This window comes from Lentzea sp. NPDC055074 (assembly GCF_053608005.1).
Genome location: NZ_JBSGUQ010000009.1, coordinates 97883 through 119660, shown reverse-complemented (window position 1 = coordinate 119660; position 21778 = coordinate 97883). Strand labels below are relative to the sequence as shown.

Sequence of the window (21778 nt, the reverse complement as noted above, 5' to 3'; positions counted from 1 at the left end):
CCAGAAAGGAAAGGCGATGACCGAGTCGGGCTATGACGTGCTCGTGGTCGGCGCGGGTCCGTCCGGACTGCTCCTCGCGTGCGAGCTGCTGAGCCGGGGGACCAGGGTCCGCATCATCGACCGCGCCCTCGAACCGATGGACGTGCCGAAGGCCCTGTCCATCTACCCGCGCGCCCTGGACGTCCTGGAGGACCAGGGACTGCGCGAGGCCGTGCTCGAGGTCTCGGGCACCATCCGCACGCTGAGCTACTTCTCCGAACGCGAGCACCTCGCGTCGTTCCGCGTCCCCGCCGAGCACGCCGCCCGCACGCTCCCGCAGTACGAGACCGAGCGCATCCTCGTCGAACGGCTGGAGGCGTTGGGCGGCAAGGTCGAACGCGGTGTCCGGCTGCTGTGTCTCGAAGGCGTCGACTTCTCCGGCGTGATCGACGCGACCGACGGTGTGACGGCCGTGCTGGAGGGCCAGGACGGGGTGATCGAACGGACCTTCGCCCCGTTCGTCGTCGGTGCCGACGGCGCGGGCAGCGCGGTGCGCGGCCAGCTGGGCATCGGGTTCACCGGCTCCACCTACGGGCTGGAGTTCGCGCTCGTCGACGCACGGGTGCAGGGCGACCTGGACCCGGAGCAGATCCTCTACTACCAGGGACAGGCGGGCACGCTCGCCGTCGTTCCCCAGCCCGGCGGTGTGTTCCGGTTCCTGTCGGTGCTGCCCCGTGGCTCGCAGTCGGCGGGCGTGGACCTGATGCAGTCCATCGTGGACGAACGCGGACCGCGTGGCGTCCGGATCGGCGAACCGGTGTGGACCTCGGTGTTCCGGGTGCACGCCCGGATGGCCGCGGACTTCCAGCTGGGCCGGGTCTTCCTGATCGGCGACGCCGCCCACGTGCACAGTCCCGCCGGTGGGCAGGGCATGAACAACGGCATGCAGGACGCGCACAACCTCGGCTGGAAGCTCGCGTCGGTGCTCCGCGGCCTGTCCCCGTCCTCGCTGCTCGCGACCTACAGCGCGGAACGGGTCGCGGCGACGCGGCGCAGCGTGCGCGACACGGACCTGCAGACGAAGGCGTGGATGACCAAGGGCAGGGCCAGGACCCGAGTGCGGGACGCGGGCTTCCGGCTCGGCGACCGCACCGGCGCCGTCGCCCGGTTCTACGCACCGGTTCTCGCCGGACGCCGTCAGTTCTACGCGCCGCAACGCGAGACCCAGCTGCCGTCCGGGTGGTCCCGCTGCCAGGTCGTGCGCCGGCTGCCCGGGGTCCCCGGCGTCGGCGGGCTCGTCCCGCGCGAGGCGGCACTGCGCCACGGCATCGTGCGCGCCGCCACCGAACCTCTGACGTGGACGGTCGTCGCGGTCGGCTCGCAGGGCGTCGGCAGGCTCGCGAACGTCCGCGGTGTCACGGACCGGTACCCGGCGGTGCGGGTCGTCAAGCTCGGCCGCAAGGACGCGTCCGCCGCGACCGGTTGTGGCAGGCCCGGCTATCACCTCGTGCGGCCGGACGGGCACATCGCCGCGCACGGGCACGAGAACGACCTCGGCCGGCTCGAACAGGAACTGGCCGCGGTGCTGCTGAAGGGACAACGGTGACGCGCGGGATCGTTGCCGCCGACCCGGTGGTGCGCACCAGCGGCGGACTGGTGCGCGGAACCCTGGAGCGCCACGGAGATCGCGCGCTGCACGTGTTCCGCGGGATCCCGTACGCCGGTCCACCGGTCGGAGCGCGGAGGTTCGCCTCTCCCACACCCGCCGAGCCCTGGACGGGAGTGCGCGACGCCACCGCGTTCGGGCCGCCGTTCCTGCAGCCCCGCACCCCGGCGAGCCGCGAGGACGGGCTGTACGCGAACGTCTGGACCCCGGACGTCGGCGGCCGGCGGCCGGTGCTGCTCTACGTCCACGGCGGCGGCTGGCAGGTCGGCGCGGGCAGTGTGCCCACGTTCAACGGCGCCAAGCCCGCCGCACGCGGCGACCTGGTGGTCGTCAACTTCAACTACCGGCTCGGGGTGTTCGGCTGGGGACGGCACGACGACCTCACCGACGCGGAGACGGGTCTCGCGGGCAACTGGGGGCTGCAGGACCAGGTCGCGGCGCTGCGCTGGGTCCGGGAGAACGCCGAGGTGTTCGGGGGCGACCCGGACGCCATCACCCTGTGCGGCACGTCGGCCGGCGCCGTCACCGCGCGCGTGCTGGCCTGCGCGGGCTACACCGAGGGCGCGGTGCGGCGGCTGATCACCATCAGCGCCGCACTCCCGTGGGTGCCCGCGTTCTGCCTGAGCCCGGACGACGCCACCGTCGCGCACGAGCACCTCGCGGCGGAGTTCGGCACCACGGTCACCGGGCTGCGGGACGTCCCCGCGGAGTTGTTGCAGGAGGCCTGGACGCGGCTCTTCTCCGGGCCGCCCGCGGACCGCAGGCTCGCCACCGGCCTCGAGTACCGCGGTCCGATCGCGGATCCGGTGCTGCTGCCGGACACCTGGTCACCGCTGCCTCCGGTACCGGTCATGTCCGTGCACAACAGCACGGAGGGCGCGTTCTTCACCGACCCGCGCACCCTGTCGTTCCCGCCCGCTCCACCGGCTCCGGCGACCGAGGAGCAGCTGCGCCGCGCGGTGCACGACGTGCTGGCCAAGTGCGTGCGCGAGGTGCCCGCCGAGGTCGTCACGGACTGCCTCGCGGCGTACCGGCAAGCGGCGGCGGACGAAGGTCTGCCCGCCGACCCGCTGTCGTTGTGGACGGAGGTCTGGGGCGATCTGCTGTTCCGCCACCGGATCGTGCGGCTCGCCGAACGGCACGCGCGGGAGGGCCGCACACCGCAGTACGTGATGGAGTTCGCGCATCCCGTGCGGCCGCCGTACCTCGGCACACCGCACGACGCGACGTCGAAGTTCCTCTTCGGCTCGCACGCGCACCCGGACTTCGTCGCGCAGTTCGGCGACGGCCCGCAGGAACGGAAGGTGTCGGACGCCTTCGTCGACCTGGTGGCGTCGTTCGCCCACGGGTCGGCGCCGTGCAGCGCGCTCACCCCCGCCTGGCCGGAGTTCTCACCGGACCGGCCCAGCACGTTGATCCTCGGCGGTCCCGGTACGGCACGGGTCGGCACCGCCTCGAAACTCGGCCAGCTGCGCTTCTGGGACGACCTCGCGTGGGTTCCCGGAGCGGGAGAGGAGAACTGAGATGAGCAAGGTGCGCTGGGGTCTTCTGGTGACGGGCGGGTACGCCGACGTCGCCGTGAAGGCCGGCAAGACCGCCGCCGCGGGCGAGTTCACCGCGGTCGCCTGTGACGACAGCACGTCCGCGCAGGAGTACGCCGGCAGACACGGGATCGCGCGGTCGCACGGGAGCTACGCCGAACTGCTGGCCGATCCGGACGTCGACGCGGTCTTCGTGGCCGTGCACCCGGCCGACCACGCCCACCGCGCGATCCAGGCCCTCACCGCGGGAAAGCACGTTCTGGTCGAGAAACCGCTGGCGCTCGACGTGGTCGACGCCGAACGGGTCTTCGCCGCCGCCGAGGCGGCCGGCAGGATCTGCGCCGAGGGCATGATGTACCGCCACCACCCGCAGTTCGAGCTCGCTCGCCGGATGGTCGACGACGGCGAGATCGGCGACCTGCGGTACGTCTACGCGGCCTGCACCGCGTCGCTGCCGCCGGACTACTTCCGCCGCAGCCGTGAGCTCGGTGGCGGCGGGATGCTCGATCTCGGGGTCTTCGCGCTCGCGGCGATCCGGTACTTCGCCGGGGAACCGCGGCGCGTGTACGCGGAGGAGGTGCGGCACGGCGCCGCCGCGGACCACAACTTCTGCGCGACCCTGCGGATGCCCGGTGACGTGCTGGCGCAGTTCGAGGTGGGCCAGGAGGTCTGCCGCGGCGACGCGCTCGAGGTCGTCGGCACCACCGGCCGGCTGGTGCTGCGCGACCCGTGGTTCTGCCGCGACGTCAGCACCGTCGAGCTGCAACGGCAGGGACCGCCGCCGCACCTGGACCCGGTGTCCGAGCACCTGCCGGTCGACCCCGAGGGTCTTGCCCGGTGCGCGGAGCCCTACGCCGGGTCCCGGCTGCAGTTCGACGCGGTGTCCGAGGCGATCATGGAGGGTGCCCGTCCGCCGTTCGGCCGTGCCGACGCGGTGGCCCAGGCCCGTGCGGTGGCGGCGTTGTTCGAGTCGAGCGCGAAGCACGTGCCGGTGGAACTGGCCTGACCGAACGGAATCCGCCCCGAACGGAATCCGCCCCGGACGCACTCGCGTCCGGGGCGGATTCCGTTGGCGGATCAGTGTTGTTCGACGACCTTCTTCAGCCGTTCGAGGGTGTGCTCCACGTCGACCGCGAGCTTCGCGTTCCACTCCTTCACGAAGCGGCGCCGGCCGTCCACGTCCAGACCGGCGCGGAAGATCTTCGACAGACCCTCCGTGAGCCTTCCCAGGCGGTAGTGGTGCACGAGCCGGGTGCCGCCGTCGCGCGGCTCGATCTCGTACGACCACGTGCTTTCCTGCCGCTCCCCGGCGGAGCTCAGGATCACCCAGCGGAACGCCTTGCCCGGCACCGCCTCGACCACCTCGGCGTCCGTCGTCCAGTCACCGCGGATCACCGGTGCCCACGCCACCGGGTCGGGCAGGCGGAAGTTGGTGCCCCGGAAGACCGAACCCACCGCCGCAGGCTCACCGGAGATCCACGCGCCGCCGGTGCACTCCTCGCTCCATTGCCCGCACCGCGGCAGGTCGCTGACGACGGCGTAGACCTCGTCGGGGGTGGCGTCCAGCTGGACCTCGGCGCGCACCTCGAAGGTGGTGACGCCCTCTGCCTCGTACTCTTCCACGATTCCCTTTCCTCACGCGGTCCGGCTGAACTCGGCGTCGCCGTGGAGCCACTCGACCTTGTCGTGCAGGTCCCGGGCGCTCAGGGCACCGAGGACCTCGTTGCGTTCGGCGGCCTCGTGCCCGGCCGCGTGGTAGACCTGCCTGCCCATCTCGCGCGCCACCAGCTGGGCCTGGCCCGCACGGCCGCGCCGGGACGCGTTGTACTCGGCGAACCGCCGCGGCAGCTCGTCCCGGTCGAACGACCCCGCCGGACCCACGGCCTCGGCCAGCCGCACCGCGTCCTCCAGTGCCTGGCAGGCCCCCTGCGCCGCGTACTGCAGCATCGGGTGCGCCGCGTCGCCGAGCAGCGCGACCCGGCCGTCGACCCAGGTCTCCACCGGGTCGCGGTCGCACAGCACCCAGCGCCGCCAGTGCGTGCCGAGCCGCAGCAGCCGCCCCGCGACGTCGCCGAGACCGGGGAACTCGCCCAGCACGTGGTCGCGGTCGGCGACGACCCCGGCGACGGCCTCGGTGGCGCCGTCGTCCTTGGTGACGGCCAGGTTCAGCGCCTCACCACCGCTGATCGGGTAGTGCACGAAGTGCCACTTCGGCCCGGCCCACAGGCAGACGGCGTTGGCCCGCAACCCCTTCGGCACCTGGTCCATGGGGATGACCGAGCGGTAGATGGTGTGCCCGGAGACCCTGGGCTCGCCGTCGCCGACCAGCTGGGCCCGGATCACCGACCGCAGGCCGTCCGCGCCGATGATCCCGTCGGTCAGGAACGCCGTGCCGTTCGCGAGCAGGACGGCCGGTCCGGCCTCGTCCTGGGCGTAGCCGGTGACCGCGATGCCGGTGACGAGGTCGATGCGCGGCTGCGCCAGGCACGCCTCGAGCAACGGGTGGTAGAGGTCCGTGCGGTGCACCACGGCGTACGGCTTGCCGAACCGGTCGCGGTAGTCGCCGGTCAGGTCCATGCTCGTGATCAGCCGGTCGGTCGTCCCGTCGTAGAGCCGCAACGCGTCCACGAACACCGACCGGGCCTGCACCGCGTCACCGACCCCGAGGCGGTCCAGGGCGTGGTAGGCGTTGGGCGCCAGCTGGATCCCCGCGCCGAGCTCGGTGAACTCCGGGCGCCGTTCCAGGACGGTCACCCGGTGCCCGCGGTCGGCCAGCGCCACCGCGGCCGCGAGCCCGCCGATGCCACCCCCGACAACCGCGAAGTGTGCCATTGAGATCTCCTCGGATTCCTTGAAGCGCAAGGGGTCAGGGACGCACGACGAGCCGGGAGCCGCGCAGGTCGCCCTTCTCCATGCGGCGGTGCGCGGCGGCCATCGCGCTCAACGGGACCGTCTCGGTCCGCCGGGAGGCGAGTGCGCCCGCGGCCAGCAGCCGGTTGATCGCCGACGCCGCGCCGGCCAGCTCGTCCGTCGTGGCGTGCGAGATGACGAAGCCGTGGATCGTCGCGTCCTTCATGTAGAACGGGCCGACCGGCAGCTGCGGACGCGAGGCGACCCCGGCCAGCAGCACGATCCGGCCGCGTGCCGCCAGGGTGGGCACGGCGAGGCTGAGATCGTTGGTGCCGAAGGAGTCCACGTACACGTCGACACCTTCGGGACACGCGCCGGCGAGCTTCTCCGCCAACGCCGGGTCGCGGTAGTCGAGCACCTCGGCGGCGCCCAGCTCGTGCACGTGCGCCGAGTCGCGGGCGGCGGCACTGGCGACGACCCTGGCCCCCGCCGCGACGGCGAGCGTGACCAGCGCGCTGCCGACGTTGCCCGCCGCGCCCGCGACGAAGACCGTCTCCGTCGGCCGGATCCGCGCGGACGTGAACAGCGCCAGGTGGGCGGTGGCGGCCGGGTGCAGGACCGTGACCGCCCGCTCGGGTTCCACTCCGGGCGGCAGCGGGTAGAGCCGGTCGGCGGGCACCACGGCCAGCTCGGCCGCCGCGCCCTGCCGGCCGCCGTGACCGAGACTGTTGCACCAGACCCGTTGCCCGGGCTCGAAACCGCGCACGCCCGCACCGGTCCGCAGCACCGTGCCGACGAGGTCCCGGCCGACCACCAGGGGCAACGGGACCGGCGTGCGGAACACCCCGGAGCGGACGAACGTGTCGACCGGGTTCACGGTGGTCGCGATGACCTCGACGAGAACGTCGGCCGGTCCCGGCACGGGTTCGGGGAATTCACCGAACCGAATCGCCTCCGGGGATCCCAGCTCTTCGATGAACGCGGCTCGCATGGTTTCACCATGACCTCCCCGATCGCGGCGAGCACTGTTCCACAACGGAATCCGTCAGGTCGCCCGGCCCGTGGGCGACCTGACATACCCGGCGTCCTCTCGTTGACCGGTTCTCGCGACCCCGCCCAGATTGGTGGTCAATTCCCGGTCGACGAGGAGAACTCGGATGAAGAGGTGCGTGGAGATCTGTGTTGTCGGCGCCGGGCCACGCGGTCTTTCGGTGCTGGAACGCATTTGTGCCAACGAGAGGTATGAGCCTTCCGGCGCGTTCGTGCTCGTGCACGTCGTCGACCCGGCGGCACCGGGCGCGGGCCGGGTGTGGCGGGTCGACCAGTCGCGGCACCTGCTGATGAACACGGTCGCGTCCCAGGTGACGGTGTTCACCGACGCCAGCGCGACCATCGCGGGCCCGGTGGTGCCGGGACCGAGCCTCTACGAGTGGGCGCGCGAGGTGGCCCTGCTCGGCGAGGGCGACCACGACGAGTGGATCGTCGAGGAGGCCCGCCTGCTGGGGCCGGACAGCTACCCGAGCCGCGCGTTCTACGGGCAGTACCTCCACGACTGCTTCCGCCGCGTCGTCGCGGGCGCACCCGACCACGTGAAGATCACCATCCACCGGTCGCAGGCCGTGGTCATGTCCGACACCCACGGCGTTCCCGGTGGGCCCCAGGGAGTGCGGCTCGCCGACGGCACCCGCCTCAACGAGCTCGACGCGGTGGTGCTGGCCCAGGGCCACGTCTCGGCGAGGCTCAGCCCGCGCCAGGAACGCACCGCCGCCCTCGCCCGCATCCACTACCTCACCTACATCACGCCGACCAACCCCGCGGACGCCGACCTCGACGTGATCGAGCCGGGCGAACGGGTGCTGCTGCGCGGCCTGGGCCTCAACTTCTTCGACTACATGGCGCTGTTCACGCGCGGCCGCGGTGGGCAGTTCACCCGGTCCGCCGACGGAACGCTGCAGTACGTGCCCAGCGGCCGCGAACCTGTGATGTACGCGAGCTCCCGCCGTGGTGTCCCGTACCACGCGCGCGGCGAGAACCAGAAGGGCGCGCACGGCCGGTACTTCCCGAGGCTGCTCACCGCCGACCACATCCAGGAGCTGCGGGCCCGCTCGGGGGAGACCGGCGGCGAACGCGTCCGGTTCACCGAGCACCTGTGGCCGTTGGTGCGCCTGGAAGTCGAGAGCGTCTACTACGCCGCCGTGCTGAGCGCGCGCGGCGAGGACCCGGCCGCGTTCGTCGAGTCGTACCTCGCGCTCGGCCCGGACGGCGACCACTCCGCACTGCTGCGCGACGCGGGGATCGGGCCGGCCGAGCGCTGGGAGTGGGACCGGCTCACCTCGCCCATGGCGCACGAGGAGTTCGCCGACCGCGCCCAGTACCAGGTGTGGCTGCGCGAGTACCTGGTCCGCGACGTCGCCGAGGCGAAGGCGGGCAACGTCGACGGCCCGCTCAAGGCCGCGCTCGACGTGCTGCGGGACCTGCGCAACGAGATCCGCCTGGCCGTCGACCACGGCGGCATCGACGGCAACTCCTACCGCGACGACGTGGAGGGCTGGTACACGCCGCTCAACGCGTTCCTCTCGATCGGCCCGCCCGCCTCGCGGATCGAGGAGATGATCGCGCTGCTGGACGCGGGACTGCTCGTGCTCACCGGGCCGGGCACCCAGATCCGCTTCGACGCGGCGAGCCCCGCGTTCGTGGCGGAGTCGACGGTCGTGCCCGGACCGCCGGTGCGGACGCGGACGCTGATCGAGGCCCGCCTGCCGGAACCGGACGTGCGGCGCACCGAGGACCCGTTGCTGCGGCACCTGCTCGCGACCGAACAGGCCGGTCCGTACCGCATCGCCGGGGACATGGGGACGGTCTACGAGACCGGTGGCCTCGCGGTCGGCCCGCGGCCGTACCCCCTGCTCGACGCCCGCGGCCGCAGCCACCCGCGGCGGTTCGCGTTCGGCGTGCCGACCGAAGCGGTGCACTGGGTGACGGCGGCGGGCATCCGTCCCGGCGTCGACTCCGTGACCCTCGGGGACTCCGACGCGATCGCCCGCGCGGTGCTGTCGCTGCCGCGGCTCACGCGGGTGCCGGCCGAGGTGCGGACCGCTCCCGCCGAGCTCGAGCTGCCGGGGGTGATCGTGTGACCGGCGCCGACACGGGACTGCTGTCGCCGGTGCGCGCGGGCACACCGGTGGAGGCGGCGGTCAGCGACGAGGCCTGGCTGCGGGCGGTCCTCGACGCCGAGGCCGCGCTGGTCCGCGCCCAGGCCCGGTGCGGAACGGTGCCGCCGGACGCCGCCGCGCTCATCACGAAGGTCGTCGACGCGAGCCGGTTCGACGTGCGCGCCATCGCCCTGGCCTCCCGCGAGACGGCCAACCCGGTCGTCGCGCTCGTCGGGGCGCTCACCCGAGAGGTCGCCGCGCACGACCCGGCCGCGGCCGACTACGTGCACCGCGGCTCGACCAGCCAGGACGTGTTCGACACGGGCGCGATGCTCGTGGCGGCCCGCGCGCTGCTGCTGACGCTCGCCGATCTCGACGACGTGACGGACGCGCTGGACCGGCTCGCCGCCGAGCACCGAGCCACCCCGATGGCGGGCCGGACCCTGGGACTGCACGCGGTGCCCACGACGTTCGGGCTGAAGGCCGCCGGGTGGCGGCAGGTGATCGGCGACGCGCACCGGCGGCTGTCGGACGTCCTCGCGCACGGGCTGCCGGTCTCGCTCGGCGGCGCGGCGGGCACCCTCGCGGGCTACCTGGAGTACGCGGGGATCGATGGGCACATCAGCGATCCCGACGCGTACGCGGCCGAGCTGACCGAGACGTTCGCCGACGAGACCGGACTGGCCGTGCCGCGGTTGCCGTGGCACTCCATCAGGACCCCGATCGCGGACCTGGCCGCGGCACTCGGGTTCGCGGCCGGCGCGCTGGGACGGTTCGCCGTCGACGTGCAGAGCCTGGCCCGCACCGAGGTCGGCGAGGTGAGCGAACCGTCGGTGAGCGGCAGGGGCGCGTCCTCGGCGATGCCGCAGAAGCGCAACCCCGTGCTGAGCACCATGATCCGCGCCGCGTCGGCCCAGGTGCCCGCCCTCGCCGGCGCGCTCACCCAGTGCCTGGTCACCGAGGACGAACGGTCGGCGGGCGTGTGGCACACCGAGTGGCTGCTGCTGCGCGAGTGCCTGCGCCTCGTCGGCGGGGCGGCGAGCACGGCCGTGGAACTCGCCACCGGCCTGGAGGTCCACCCCGGCCGCATGCTGGCCAACCTCGGGCTCACCGACGGGCAGATCGTCACCGAACGGATCGTCGCGCGCCTGTCGCCGTTGTTCGGCAAGGCGGAGGCGAAGACCTTGGTGACGAAGGCGTGCCTGCGGGCCGCGAGCACCGGGCTGCCGGTCGGGGCCGTGCTCGCCGCGGACGACGACGTGCGGCAGCGGTGCACCGAGCAGGACCTCGCCGGGCTGACGGATCCCGCGGCCTATCTCGGTGCCGCACCGGGACTCGTCGGCAGGACGCCATCAGGCTGATCGGCCGCACCCGTTTCCCCGCCCCCACACGTGCGATCGGCACTCTGCGTCAATACCTCACCAGATCCTGCCGATAGGTGTTTGACTGTTTCCTGAGCGGCTGGGTAGCTTCCCGCAGGACCGGGGAACTGGGCACGCCGGTGCGACTTGGGGGGCTGCGTGTCGGAAAGCGGCGAATTCGCCGACGGGGAAATTCTGTCCATTTTGGAGTTACTGGCCGACGAAGCACCTTTCGAGGACATCGAAAAGGTCGTCCAGGACGCGCGCAGGAACGGTGCGGGGGGCCGCAGGCTCGAAAACCTGGATTCCGCGGCGCGCACGGCGTTGCGAATCCAGGAAAAGAGCCAGCGGCGCAGGGGCCGTGAGTCGGGACTCTCCGCGGTGCTCGACGCCGCCAGGGAGTTCGCCACGGCGGGGGACCTCGACACGTTGCTGCAGACCCTCACCCGCCGCGCGCGGTTGTTGCTCGGGGTCGACATGTCCTACGTCAGCCTCCTCGAGGACGACTCGGAGGACGGCCACGCGGTGATCCGCGCCGCGGACGGCCACACGTCGACGCTGAGTGTCGGGCTGCGGCTGCCGCGTACCGGGGGACTGGGCAACCTGGTGGTCACCGACCGCGCGCCGTTCTGGACGCGGGACTACCTGCGCGACGACCAGATCCGGCACGACGAGCAGATCGACGAGGTCGTGCGGGCCGAGGGCCTCAACGCCATGATGGCGGTGCCGCTGAGCCACGAGACCGGCGTGTTCGGCACGCTCTACGTGGCCGAGCGCAAGGTGCGGCCGTTCAGCGCCGACGAACGCTCGTTGCTCGGCTCGCTCGGGGTGCTCGCCGGCGCGGCGATCGAGAACGTGCGGCGCCTCGACCTGGCGCTCGCCCGGCAGGCGGAGCTGACCGCGGGCACCGCTGCCGTGAAGCGAACACTCAGCGAGGCAAGGGAGATCGCCGAGTTCCGGCAGCGGCAGATCGAGCTGGTCCTGCGCTCGGGAGACCTGCAGGTGCTGCTCGACGAGGCGTCGACGCGGCTGCCCGGTCACCTGCACGTCCGCGCGCCGGGAGCGGTGGTGCTCGCCGCGGTCGGCCCGGTGCCGGACTGCGACGAGACCCAGCTGATGCGCGCGATGATGACCGCGCACACCGAGGGCGGGCCCGTGCAACTGGAGAGCGGACCGTGGGTGGCGCCCGTGCAGGCGGGAGCGGACCACCTCGGGATCATCCTGCACTGGCCGGAGAAGCCGCCGAACTCCCACGAACGGCAGCTCGTCAGCGTGGTCGCCGAGGCCGCCGCACTGGTGCTCCGCCCGGCGCGCAACGCCTCCACGCACGACGTCCCCGGCACGGACGAGCTGCTCGACGACCTCGTCAGCGGCCGCCAGCGCTCGCTGAAGAGGCTGGGACAGCGCGCGGTCCAGCTCGGCTTCGACCTGTCCCGCCCGCACGTGGTCGTCGTCGCCCGCCCGGAGACCAAGGTGTCCGGCAAGCTGATGGTGTGGGCGTCCTCCTACGCGCAACGCCAGGGCGGGCTCACGACCGTGCGCGACGGCCTCGTGGTGCTGCTGGTACCGGGCGACGACCCGTCCGCCGCGGCCGGCGACGCCGCGGAGGAGGTCGCCTCCCTGATGAAGACGCCGGTCACGATCAGCGCCGCGGGACCCGCCGACGGCGCGGACGCGATGCCCGGCGTCTACCAGGAGGCCCGCCGCTGCCTCGACGCGATGGTCGCGCTCGGCCTCACCGGTGGCGCGTCGTCCCCGGCCGAGCTCGGTTTCCTCGGCGTGCTGCTGTCCGACGACCAGGACATGGACGGCTTCGTCACCTCGACGCTCGGCCCGGTGATCGAGCACGACCGCGACCGGGCGTCCGAACTGCTCCGGACGCTCGACGCGTACTTCGCGACCGGCTCCAGCCCCACCCGCGCGGCCGAGCGGCTGCACGTGCACCCCAACACCGTGGCACGGCGGCTGGAGCGGATCGGAGAGCTGCTCGGCCCCGCGTGGCAGGAGCCGGAGAAGGCGCTGAACGTCCACCTCGCCCTGCGGCTGGTCCGGATCCAGCGGATCGTCACCGAGCGGCGGCGCTGACGTTCGTCAGCGGTGGCCGAGCACCCCGGTGAGGTTCCGCCTGCCCAGCCGCCGCAGCGACGCCACCGCGTGCGCGGCCGACGCGAGCGTCACGTGCCGGTGCCAGCCGGTGAACGACCGCCCGGTGTAGTCGCGGATGCCGACCTTCTCGGCCGTGCCGGCGGAGTCGTGGTCGACCTGGCGCAGCAACCCGGTGAGGTGCACCAGCTCCGGGAGCCTCGCGCCGGTCAGGTTGGTGAGCCACAGGTCGTCGGTTCCCGCACGGCCCGGGTCGTCGATCCCCAGCACCGAGAACCGCTGTCCCGGCAGGTCCGGCAGCCGCACCTGGAGGGTCGCCGCGAAGCACGACCCCCTGCCGGGCACCGCGACCTGCCGGCGCAGGTTCCGCGCGGCGCGCATGACCTGGTGGCAGGGAAGGGGTTCCGTGCTGTGGCCGGGCAGCGCGGGGTCCGCCGTGGTCAGCGCGAAGCCCGGTGCCACGCGGATCAGGAACGGCGTGCCCGCCAGCGCCCGCACGGTCGAGGTGAGGTCGTGGTTGCGGCCGTCGAGCAGCACCGGCAACCGCGGCATGTCGCGCCACTCGGCGGTGTCGAGGAACGCGGCCAGCGCACAGCCGCTCAACGTCTCCGCGTCGGCGCCGTCGGGGATGGCAGCCTGGCTGCGGCGGCCGTGGTCGGCGAGCCACGCGTCCGGCAGGTGCAGCCGCCAGTTGACCGGGCCCGTGAACTCCTCGCCGGCGATCCAGACGCCGACCGCGTGCTGGGCGTTGAGCGTCTGTCCCCTGGTGGCGCAGAACTTCCTGCTCACACCGACCGAGTGCTCGCCGGCCTTCGGGATCGTGATCGGCCGCACCACCCAGGCCCGGGGCTTCGCCACCTGCACGAGATAACCGGCGAGGGCCTGGCGGACCGGTTCCCAGTCCCAGGTGGAGCTGCTGATGAAGTGGTGCAGGCTCTGCTCCGCGGCCTCGTCGCCGATGAGCATCGCGATGTTCCTGACGGACTTGCGTCCGGTGGCTCCCAGCAGGCCGCGCAGGTAGTCGTGGCCGCGCCGCCGCTGGTCGCGGCGCGGAAGTGAGGCGAAAACCGTCGAGCTGACTTCGTCGAGCACGGCAGCGGGTGTACCGGGCACGACCTGTTGGTCCCCCATGGACAACATCGCGCATTCCTTAATGGGCAGGAAAATGGATCGGCGCGGGTTTTCCGGCCGTGCCTCCACCTTGCGCGGCAGCGGTTTCGTTTGTCGAGGTGTGGATACCCCAACGTCCGGTGGTGCCGCAGGGGGTAGGGGCACCAGGCGCGTCCGTTCGGCGGGACCGCGGTCACAAGAGGCCTGCCGGTCCGGTGGGGCCTGGCCACCATCCGGCGGTCCTGAGGTGCTTCCAGCTGTGGTCAGAGCACCGCGTCCACGATGAACGGGGCGTGTCCACCAGCTTGATTGCACTGCCCCGTGTAGTGTACTTTGCCGCCCGCGAGCGCCCGTCGCGGACTGCTCCGCCGTCCCTCTGGAATGGGGACCGCCGGGTTCAGGAATGCGTACCTGACGAATTATGCGCCGGTGCGTGGCGCCGTCAGCAGTGCCTGGGAAGAATCCATTTCGGACCGGAACCATTCACACGACGCGGTGTGTGCCGGGCCCTTCTCGCATTGGTGCCGGTGTCGGCCGATGCCATCCGCGGATCCACCCAGGACGGGAGAACGTTCGTGAACAACGCCCTGCTCCCCACCCGCCCACGAGTCGCCCTGCAGCAACCGGAGTGGGCGGACCCCGCACAGGTCGGGGAGATCAGAGCCCAGCTCGCCGCCCGGCCCGCACTGGTGAGGGCGGCGGACATCGCCGACCTGCGCCAGCTGCTCGGCCGGGTCGCCGAGGGCGCGGCGCTGGTCGTCCAGGCCGGTGACTGCGCGGAGAACCCGGCGGAGTGCTCGGCCGCCGACGTCGCCCGCAAGACCGGGCTGCTCGACGCGCTCGCGGGCACGTTGCAGATGATCGCCGGCCGGCCGGTGCTGCGGGCGGGCCGGATCGCCGGCCAGTTCGTGAAGCCGCGTTCGAGGCCGACCGAGGTCGTCGGCGGTGTCGAGCTGCCGGTCTACCGCGGGCACCTGGTCAACAGTCCCGAACCGACGGCCGCGCACCGCGTGCCCGACCCGTTCCGGCTGCTGGTCGGTTACCGCGCGGCGAACGAGGTGATCCGGCACCTCGGCTGGCGTGACCGGTCGGCGCCGTCGGCCGGGTCGCAGATCTGGACGAGCCACGAGGCGCTCCTGCTCGACTACGAGATCCCGTTGCTGCGCACGGAGGACGAGCGCCTGGTGCTCGCGTCCACGCACTGGCCGTGGATCGGCGAGCGCACCCGTCAGCTCGACGGTGCGCACGTCGAACTGCTCGCCTCGGTGGCCAACCCGGTCGCCTGCAAGGTGGGCCCCGGCATGACGCCGGACGACCTGGTGGCGCTGTGCGAGCGGCTCGACCCCGACCGCGACCCCGGCCGGCTGACGCTCATCGTGCGCATGGGCGCGGGCGTCGTGGAGGAACGGTTGCCCGCGCTGGTCGCGGCGGTCCAGAGCGCCGGTCACCCCGTCGTCTGGCTCTGCGATCCCATGCACGGCAACACGGTCACGACGCCGGACGGCCTCAAGACCCGGTACGTCGAGACGATGGCGCGCGAGGTGCGCGGCTTCCGGCGGGTGCTGGTCGCGGCCGGCGCGCACGCGGGCGGGCTGCACCTCGAGACCACCCCGGACGACGTCACCGAGTGCGCCTCGGACAGCTCCGACGTCGCGGGTGTCGGTGCGCGCTACCGCAGCTTCTGCGACCCGCGGCTGAACCCGGCGCAGGCGGTCGCCGTCGTGTCGAGCTGGAACTCCTGACCACAGCGGAAGAAACCGAGGAGCCGGACATGCCCCAGGGTGACGTGGCCGTGGTGACCGGAGCGGCCGGCGGGATCGGCGCGGCGATCGTGCGGATGCTCGCCGAGGAGGGGGAGGTGGTCGCCGCCGTCGACAAGGACGCGGACCGGCTGGCCGAGGTCGTGGAGAAGCTGACCGCGGAGTCGTTGCCGGTGCGGGCCTTCCCGGCGGACATCACCGACGAGTCCGCCGTGGACGCGCTGTTCGCGCGATGCGAGGCCGAGCTCGGCCCGGTGGAGCACCTCGTCAACGCGGCCGGGGTGCTGCGGCTGGGCGGTGTCGACGACTTCACCCTCGCCGACTGGCTGGCCACCTTCCAGGTCAACGTCACCGGGGCGTTCCTGATGTCCCGCGCGGCTGTGCGGTCGATGAGGCCGCGCCGGCGGGGCGCGCTCGTCACGGTCGCCTCCAACGCGGCCGCGACGCCCCGGGCCGGGATGGCCGCCTACGCCGCGTCGAAGGCGGCCGTCACGATGTTCACGAAGTCGCTCGGCCTCGAGGTCGCCCGCGACGGGATCCGGTGCAACGTCGTGGCCCCCGGTTCCACCCACACCCCGATGCTCAGCTCGATGTGGCACGACGAGACGGGCCCGCGCGGCACGATCGACGGCCGCCCGGACGCGTTCCGGGTCGGCATCCCGCTCGGCCGCATCGCCGCGCCCGAGGACGTCGCCGCGGCCGTGCGGTTCCTGCTGTCCGAGCAGGCCCGGCAGATCACCCTGCACGACCTGACCGTCGACGGCGGCGCCTCGCTCGGTGCCTGACCTTCCGTCCCAGCGTCCTGACGAAAGGAGCCGGTGATGACCGGCATTCCCACCATCACGCCCTATCCGATGCCGACCGCGGGCGACCTCCCGGCCAGGACCGTGCCGTGGCGGCTCGACCCGGACCGCGCCGTCCTGCTGCTGCACGACATGCAGCGCTACTTCCTCGAGCCGCTGCCGTCCCAGCTGCGCGCCGACCTCGTGGCGAACACCGCGCTGCTGCGGGAACGCGCCGTCGCGCTCGGCGTCCCGGTGGCCTACACCGCGCAGCCGGGCGGGATGACCGACGAGGAACGCGGACTGCTGAAGAGCTTCTGGGGCCCCGGCATGAAGGTGAGCCAGGAGGACCGCGAGATCGTCGAGCCGCTCGCACCGTCCGAACAGGACTGGGTGCTGACGAAGTGGCGCTACAGCGCGTTCTTCCGGTCGAGCCTGCTCGCCGACATGAAGGCCGCCGGACGTGACCAGCTGGTGGTGTGCGGGGTGTACGCGCACATCGGCGTGCTCATGACGGCCGTCGACGCGTTCACCAACGACATCGAGACGTTCCTGGTCGCGGACGCCGTCGCGGACTTCTCGGAGGCCTACCACCAGCTGGCGCTCACCTACGCCGCCGAACGCTGCGCGGCCGTGGTCACCGCGAAGGAGGTGCTCGCGTGAGCCCGTTGCTCGATCGCGTGCTGGCCGGGCGGGTGCCCGCGTTCGCGTTGCTGCACCGGCCGGACGGGCCCGGCGGCCTGGAGGTGCTCGCGGGTGATCTGTCCACTCCGGACACCATCGCCGAGGTGCCGCTGCCCGGCGACGGCGGACGCGACCGGCACGACGTGTTCGTGATGATCCCGTTCCGGCAGATCGCCGAACGGGGGTACGCCTGCGCCGACGACGGGTCGCCGTTGCTCGCGATCAGCGTCACCGAGCAGGACGAGGTGCCGGTCGGCGAGGCGCTGCCGCGTCTGCCGGACCAGCGGATCATCATGGGGGACAGCGGGTTCGACGTCGACGACGAGACCTACGCGGAGACCGTGCGCCGGGTCGTCGCCGACGAGATCGGCACGGGGGAGGGCGCGAACTTCGTCATCATGCGCTCGTTCGTCGGCGAGATCACGGACTACTCGGCGGCCAGCGCGCTGTCGTTCTTCCGGCGGCTGCTGGAGGGCGAGTCGGGGGCCTACTGGACGTACCTGGTGCACACCGGCGACCGGACGTTCGTCGGCGCCACCCCGGAGCGCCACATCAGCTTCAACGGCCGCACCGCGGTGATGAACCCGATCAGCGGCACGTACCGGTACCCGTCCGCCGGGCCGAACCTGCCGGGCGTGCTGGAGTTCCTCGCGGACCGCAAGGAGACCGACGAGCTCTACATGGTCGTCGACGAGGAACTGAAGATGATGGCGCGGATCTGCGACGACGGCGGGTACGTCGTCGGTCCGTACCTCAAGGAGATGACCAGGCTCGCGCACACCGAGTACCTCATCGAGGGACGCACCACACGCGACCCGCGGGAGATCCTGCACCAGACCATGTTCGCGCCGACGGTCACCGGCAGTCCGCTGGAGAACGCGTGCGCGGTGCTCGGCCGGCACGAACGGCGAGGGCGTGGCTACTACAGCGGGATCGCCGCGCTGATCGGCCGGGACGGCTCGGGCGGGCGCGTGATGGACTCCGCGATCGTCATCCGCACCGCGGACATCAGCGCGTCCGGGCAGGTGCGGATCGGTGTCGGTGCCACGCTGGTGCGGCACTCGGACCCGGTGTCGGAGGTCGCGGAGACCAGGGCGAAGGCCTCGACGTTGCTGGCAGCGCTGGGAGTCGGCGGCACGCGGGTCCGGCTCGGCGCGCATCCCAGCGTGCGGGCCGCCCTCGATCGCCGCAACGACACCATCTCCGGCTTCTGGCTCGGTGCGGCGGGAGAGCGCGAGACCACCGCTCCGGCCGTCCTCGCGGGCCGTCGTGTGCTGATCGTCGACGCCGAGGACACGTTCACGTCGATGATCGGGCACCAGCTGCGGGCACTCGGCCTGGAGGTGACCGTGAGCCGGTTCGACGAGCCCTACGACCTCGACGACCACGAGCTGGTGGTGCTGGGACCGGGGCCCGGCGACCCGCGCGCCGCCGACCACCCGAAGATCGCGCACCTGCGGGTGGCGGTGGAGGTGTTGCTGGCGCGGCGGCGGCCGTTCCTCGCGGTGTGCCTGAGCCATCAGGTGCTCAGCCGGCGGCTCGGGTTCGAGGTCGTCCGCCGCGAGCAACCCAACCAGGGCGTGCAGCGGGAGATCGACCTGTTCGGACGGCCGGAACGGGTCGGGTTCTACAACGCGTTCGCGGCCAGGGCGGGCGCCGACGCGGTGGACGTCCACGACGTGGGACGAGTCGCCATCAGCCGGGACGCGGCCACCGGCGAGGTGCACGCGCTGCACGGCCCGCACTTCACCTCGGCGCAGTTCCACGCCGAGTCCGTGCTGACCCAGAACGGCGTGCGCATCGTCGAGGAATGGCTGACCAGCCTGCTCGCACGCACGCAGGAGCCCGTTGCCGGGTGACGTGGAAAAGCATCGAAGATAAGTCTGTTTTGTCGTGCTTGTGACTTAAGTCATGTTGAGGCGCGATTTCTCCCTGGAAGGATGGGTGACGCATATCGAACGATCTGGGGGACGAATTGCGCGAGGTGCAGAACTACGAACGTTCACTGGAGCGCAGCCGGCTGGCGCGCACCAGGCTCGACCGGCCTTCGGTGTTCTCGTTCCAGGGTGAGGAGTGGGACCTGTTGCCGGAGGTGTTCGCGCCGCAGTACTCGCCGTCGACCGGCGCGGCCATGGGGTTCCTGGGCCTGATCGGGCCGGATCGGGTGGCTCCGCCCGGTTCGTTCCTGGAGATCGGTGCTGGTAGCGGCGTCATCGCGGTCACGGCGGCGCTGGCGGGGGCGACGAGGGTGGTCGCGACCGACGTCAATCCGCAGGCCGTGCGCAACACGAGGATGAACGCGGAGCGACACGGGGTCGCCGACCGGGTGGAAGTGGTGGAATCCGATTTGTTCGCGGGCCTGGATCCGGGCGAGCAATTCGACACCGTCTTCTGGAGCACGCCCTATGTACGGGCACCGGAAGAATTCCAGTTCACGAACGCCCACGACCGCGCCTATGTCGATCCGGGATATGCGACACATCGTCGGTTTCTCGCCGAAGCGGGAAAGTGGGTGACCGACGGCGGCTCTGTTCTGCTGCACTTCAGCGGCCGCGGCGACCTGCCCGCTCTGCTGCGTTTCGCGGGCGAGGCCGGGCAGGGGCTGCGGGCCGTGCGGTCGACGTTCATCCGCGAGGGCGAGTTCGACGTCGAGCACGTGCTGCTGGAGATCGCACCGTGCGGGCGGCGGGCGTGACGCGGACGGTCCTGATCGACAACTACGACTCCTTCACCCACAACGTCGTCCACCTCCTCGCCGAGGTGGACGGGTGCGCGCCGCTGGTGCTGCGCAACGACGACCTCGGCGCCTGGCGGGAGCTCACCCCGGCCGACGTCGGGCGGATCGTGATCTCGCCGGGTCCCGGGCGGCCGGACGTGCGCCGCGACTTCGGGATCAGCGCGCTGGCGCTGGAGTGGACCGACACGCCGCTGCTGGGGATCTGCCTGGGGTTCCAGGGGCTGTGCCTCGCCGAGGGGGCACGGGTGGTGCGCGGCGCCGGACCCGTGCACGGCGGTGTCAGCCCGATCCGGCACGACGGCCGCGACCTCTTCGCCGGGCTGCCGTCGCCGTTCCTGGCAACCCGCTACCACTCGCTGGTCGCCCGCGACGTGCCCGAGTCGCTGGAGGTCACGGCCACCACCGAGGACGGTGTGGTGATGGCCGTGCGGCACCGGGAACGGCCGCACTGGGGCGTGCAGTTCCACCCGGAGTCCATCGTCAGCGAGCACGGCCGTGAGCTGATCGCCAACTTCCGCGCGCTCGCCGACCGGCACACCGGGACCACGGCCGCGCCGCTCGTGCCCGCTCGCAGGGGGCGCCGTGCGCCGGAGACCGGCCGATACCGCGTGCAGGTGGAGCCGATCGGGGGGCCGGTCGACGCCGAGACCGCGTTCGGCCGCCTGTTCGCCGCCGAGCCGGCGTCGTTCTGGCTCGACAGCGGCGTGCGGACCGAGCAGGCCCGGTTCTCGGTGCTGGGCGCGCCCTCCGGGCCGCTCGGCGAGCTGGTGTCCTACGACGTCGCGGACGGCCACGTTCGGGTGTCCACTGTGGACGGCGTGGAGCGAGAGCGGTTCGCGGGCTCGTTGTTCGCCTACCTGGAACGGGAGCTGGCACGGCGCCGGGTCGAACCGTCCGGCCTGCCGTCGGGGTTCGAGCTCGGCTACGTCGGCTGTCTCGGCTACGAGCTCAAGGCCGACACCGGCGGATCGGCCGCGCACCGGTCCGACCTGCCCGACTGCAGCCTCGTCTTCTGCGACCGCGCCGTGGTGCTCGACCACGAGACCGGCCGGACGTGGCTGCTGGCGCTGAGCGACCCCGCGCACCCCGGCACCGAGACGGCCGCGCGCAGGTGGCTCGCGCACGCGCGGACCGAGCTGGCCTCGGCGGTACCCGAGCCGTTCGAGCTCCCGGAACCGTCCGAAGTGGACCCTGTCGCCGCGCTGCACCGGCACGGGCCGGACGAGTACCGGGCGCTGATCGACCGCTGCCAGGACCAGATCAGGGCGGGGGAGAGCTACGAGATCTGCCTGACCACGCAGATCTCGGCGATGGTGCAGTCCGAGCCGTGGGACCTCTACCGCGTGCTGCGCAGGGTCAACCCGGCGCCGTTCGCCGCCTTCCTGCGCTTCCCGGGGTTCGCGGTGCTCAGCTCGTCCCCGGAACGCTTCCTGCGCGTCGACGGCACCGGCGAGGTCGAGGCGAGGCCGATCAAGGGAACGCGGCCGCGGGGCACCGACGCCCGCTCCGACACCGCGCTCGTCGCGGACCTCGTGTCGAGCGAGAAGGACCGCGCGGAGAACCTGATGATCGTCGACCTGCTCCGCAACGACCTCGGCTCGGTGGCGGAGCTCGGCTCGGTGCGCGTGCCGGAGCTGTTCGCCGTCGAGTCGCACGCGTCGGTCCACCAGCTGGTGAGCGCCGTGCGTGCGCGGCTGAGGCCGGAGATCTCGGCGGTGGAGTGCGTCCGGGCGGCGTTCCCCGGCGGTTCGATGACCGGGGCGCCGAAGAAGCGCACGATGGAGATCCTCGACGAGCTGGAGGACGGCCCGCGCGGCCTCTACTCCGGCGCGCTCGGCTACTTCTCGCTCACCGGCACCGTCGACCTGAGCATCGTCATCCGGACGATCGTGGTCGCCGGCGGTGAGGCACGGCTCGGGGTGGGCGGCGCGATCGTCGCGCAGTCCGACCCGGACGCCGAGATCGAGGAGACCAGGGTGAAGGCCGCGGCGTTGCTGCGGGCGCTGAGCATCGCGGAGCACCGGGCCACGCGCCCGTCGCGGGTCTAGGCGCT

Annotated in this window: 16 protein-coding genes; 12 read left to right on the top strand and 4 right to left on the bottom strand. The window is 72.4% G+C overall.

What is annotated here, in order from left to right; translation table 11 throughout:
• Positions 1–16 precede the first annotated feature (16 nt).
• The 3 genes from ACWF7A_RS21865 to ACWF7A_RS21855 are packed head-to-tail and all read left to right on the top strand — an operon-like array spanning position 17 to position 4192.
• Positions 17–1585, top strand: a complete 1569-nt coding sequence (locus ACWF7A_RS21865; protein WP_452252305.1) for an FAD-dependent monooxygenase — start codon at positions 17–19, stop codon at positions 1583–1585.
• A complete protein-coding gene (locus ACWF7A_RS21860) occupies positions 1582–3168 on the top strand; it encodes a carboxylesterase family protein (protein WP_452252304.1) in 1587 nt (528 codons plus the stop codon). Before ACWF7A_RS21865 ends, ACWF7A_RS21860 begins: the two co-directional genes overlap by 4 nt.
• Position 3169: 1 nt before the next feature.
• Positions 3170–4192 carry a Gfo/Idh/MocA family protein gene (locus ACWF7A_RS21855; RefSeq protein ID WP_452252303.1) on the top strand — a complete coding sequence of 341 codons (1023 nt, stop codon included), beginning with the start codon at positions 3170–3172 and terminating at the stop codon, positions 4190–4192.
• Between the two features lie 71 nt (positions 4193–4263).
• On the opposite strand, the gene ACWF7A_RS21850 is transcribed toward ACWF7A_RS21855, so the two are convergent.
• Genes ACWF7A_RS21850 through ACWF7A_RS21840 form a run of 3 tightly spaced genes read right to left on the bottom strand, consistent with a single transcriptional unit; the run spans position 4264 to position 7027 of the window.
• A complete protein-coding gene (locus tag ACWF7A_RS21850) occupies positions 4264–4809 on the bottom strand; it encodes an SRPBCC family protein (protein WP_452252302.1) in 546 nt (181 codons plus the stop codon).
• A 12-nt stretch (positions 4810–4821) separates the two neighbouring features.
• The gene (locus ACWF7A_RS21845; protein ID WP_452252301.1) at positions 4822–6048 is read right to left on the bottom strand and encodes an FAD-dependent oxidoreductase; all 1227 of its coding nucleotides are present in this window, start codon (positions 6046–6048) and stop codon (positions 4822–4824) included.
• Between the two features lie 4 nt (positions 6049–6052).
• Positions 6053–7027, bottom strand: coding sequence for an NADPH:quinone reductase (locus ACWF7A_RS21840; RefSeq protein ID WP_452252300.1), 975 nt, complete (start codon positions 7025–7027; stop codon positions 6053–6055).
• A gap of 166 nt (positions 7028–7193) precedes the next feature.
• On the opposite strand from ACWF7A_RS21840, the gene ACWF7A_RS21835 reads away from it, so the two are divergent.
• The 3 genes from ACWF7A_RS21835 to ACWF7A_RS21825 all read left to right on the top strand — a co-directional run bounded on the left by ACWF7A_RS21835 (position 7194) and on the right by ACWF7A_RS21825 (position 12634).
• Positions 7194–9170 carry an FAD/NAD(P)-binding protein gene (locus tag ACWF7A_RS21835; protein WP_452252299.1) on the top strand — a complete coding sequence of 659 codons (1977 nt, stop codon included), beginning with the start codon at positions 7194–7196 and terminating at the stop codon, positions 9168–9170.
• Positions 9167–10549 carry a class-II fumarase/aspartase family protein gene (locus tag ACWF7A_RS21830; protein ID WP_452252298.1) on the top strand — a complete coding sequence of 461 codons (1383 nt, stop codon included), beginning with the start codon at positions 9167–9169 and terminating at the stop codon, positions 10547–10549. The genes ACWF7A_RS21835 and ACWF7A_RS21830 overlap by 4 nt, the downstream gene beginning before the upstream one ends.
• A gap of 204 nt (positions 10550–10753) precedes the next feature.
• Positions 10754–12634 (top strand): helix-turn-helix domain-containing protein, encoded by a 1881-nt coding sequence (locus ACWF7A_RS21825; RefSeq protein ID WP_452252297.1) that lies wholly within the window; start codon positions 10754–10756, stop codon positions 12632–12634.
• Between the two features lie 6 nt (positions 12635–12640).
• Here ACWF7A_RS21825 and ACWF7A_RS21820 read toward each other — a convergent pair whose 3' ends face one another.
• Positions 12641–13783, bottom strand: a complete 1143-nt coding sequence (locus tag ACWF7A_RS21820; protein WP_452252296.1) for an IS701 family transposase — start codon at positions 13781–13783, stop codon at positions 12641–12643.
• A gap of 554 nt (positions 13784–14337) precedes the next feature.
• Between ACWF7A_RS21820 and ACWF7A_RS21815 the strand changes: the two genes are divergently transcribed.
• From ACWF7A_RS21815 to pabB, 6 genes are all read left to right on the top strand, one after another.
• The gene (locus tag ACWF7A_RS21815) at positions 14338–15504 is read left to right on the top strand and encodes a 3-deoxy-7-phosphoheptulonate synthase (RefSeq protein WP_452252295.1); all 1167 of its coding nucleotides are present in this window, start codon (positions 14338–14340) and stop codon (positions 15502–15504) included.
• Between the two features lie 29 nt (positions 15505–15533).
• Positions 15534–16307, top strand: a complete 774-nt coding sequence (locus ACWF7A_RS21810; RefSeq protein ID WP_452252294.1) for a 2,3-dihydro-2,3-dihydroxybenzoate dehydrogenase — start codon at positions 15534–15536, stop codon at positions 16305–16307.
• Positions 16308–16343: 36 nt separating this feature from the next.
• Positions 16344–16967, top strand: coding sequence for an isochorismatase family protein (locus ACWF7A_RS21805; protein WP_452252293.1), 624 nt, complete (start codon positions 16344–16346; stop codon positions 16965–16967).
• Positions 16964–18847 (top strand): anthranilate synthase family protein, encoded by a 1884-nt coding sequence (locus ACWF7A_RS21800; protein ID WP_452252292.1) that lies wholly within the window; start codon positions 16964–16966, stop codon positions 18845–18847. Before ACWF7A_RS21805 ends, ACWF7A_RS21800 begins: the two co-directional genes overlap by 4 nt.
• Before the next feature lie 125 nt (positions 18848–18972).
• Positions 18973–19683: a 50S ribosomal protein L11 methyltransferase gene (locus tag ACWF7A_RS21795; RefSeq protein WP_452252480.1), complete on the top strand. Its 711-nt coding sequence runs from the start codon at positions 18973–18975 to the stop codon at positions 19681–19683.
• Positions 19680–21773 (top strand): aminodeoxychorismate synthase component I, encoded by a 2094-nt coding sequence (gene pabB, locus ACWF7A_RS21790; protein ID WP_452252291.1) that lies wholly within the window; start codon positions 19680–19682, stop codon positions 21771–21773. Before ACWF7A_RS21795 ends, pabB begins: the two co-directional genes overlap by 4 nt.
• Positions 21774–21778: the final 5 nt, after the last annotated feature.

Excerpts from the sequence above, each read along its gene's own strand:
- ACWF7A_RS21820 (WP_452252296.1), bottom strand. The coding sequence starts at position 13,783 with ATGGGGGACCAACAGGTCGTGCCCGGTACACCCGCTGCCGTGCTCGAC.
- ACWF7A_RS21805 (WP_452252293.1), top strand. The coding sequence starts at position 16,344 with ATGACCGGCATTCCCACCATCACGCCCTATCCGATGCCGACCGCGGGC.
- ACWF7A_RS21855 (WP_452252303.1), top strand. The coding sequence starts at position 3,170 with ATGAGCAAGGTGCGCTGGGGTCTTCTGGTGACGGGCGGGTACGCCGAC.
- ACWF7A_RS21865 (WP_452252305.1), top strand. The coding sequence starts at position 17 with ATGACCGAGTCGGGCTATGACGTGCTCGTGGTCGGCGCGGGTCCGTCC.
- ACWF7A_RS21810 (WP_452252294.1), top strand. The coding sequence starts at position 15,534 with ATGCCCCAGGGTGACGTGGCCGTGGTGACCGGAGCGGCCGGCGGGATC.
- ACWF7A_RS21835 (WP_452252299.1), top strand. The coding sequence starts at position 7,194 with ATGAAGAGGTGCGTGGAGATCTGTGTTGTCGGCGCCGGGCCACGCGGT.
- ACWF7A_RS21840 (WP_452252300.1), bottom strand. The coding sequence starts at position 7,027 with ATGCGAGCCGCGTTCATCGAAGAGCTGGGATCCCCGGAGGCGATTCGG.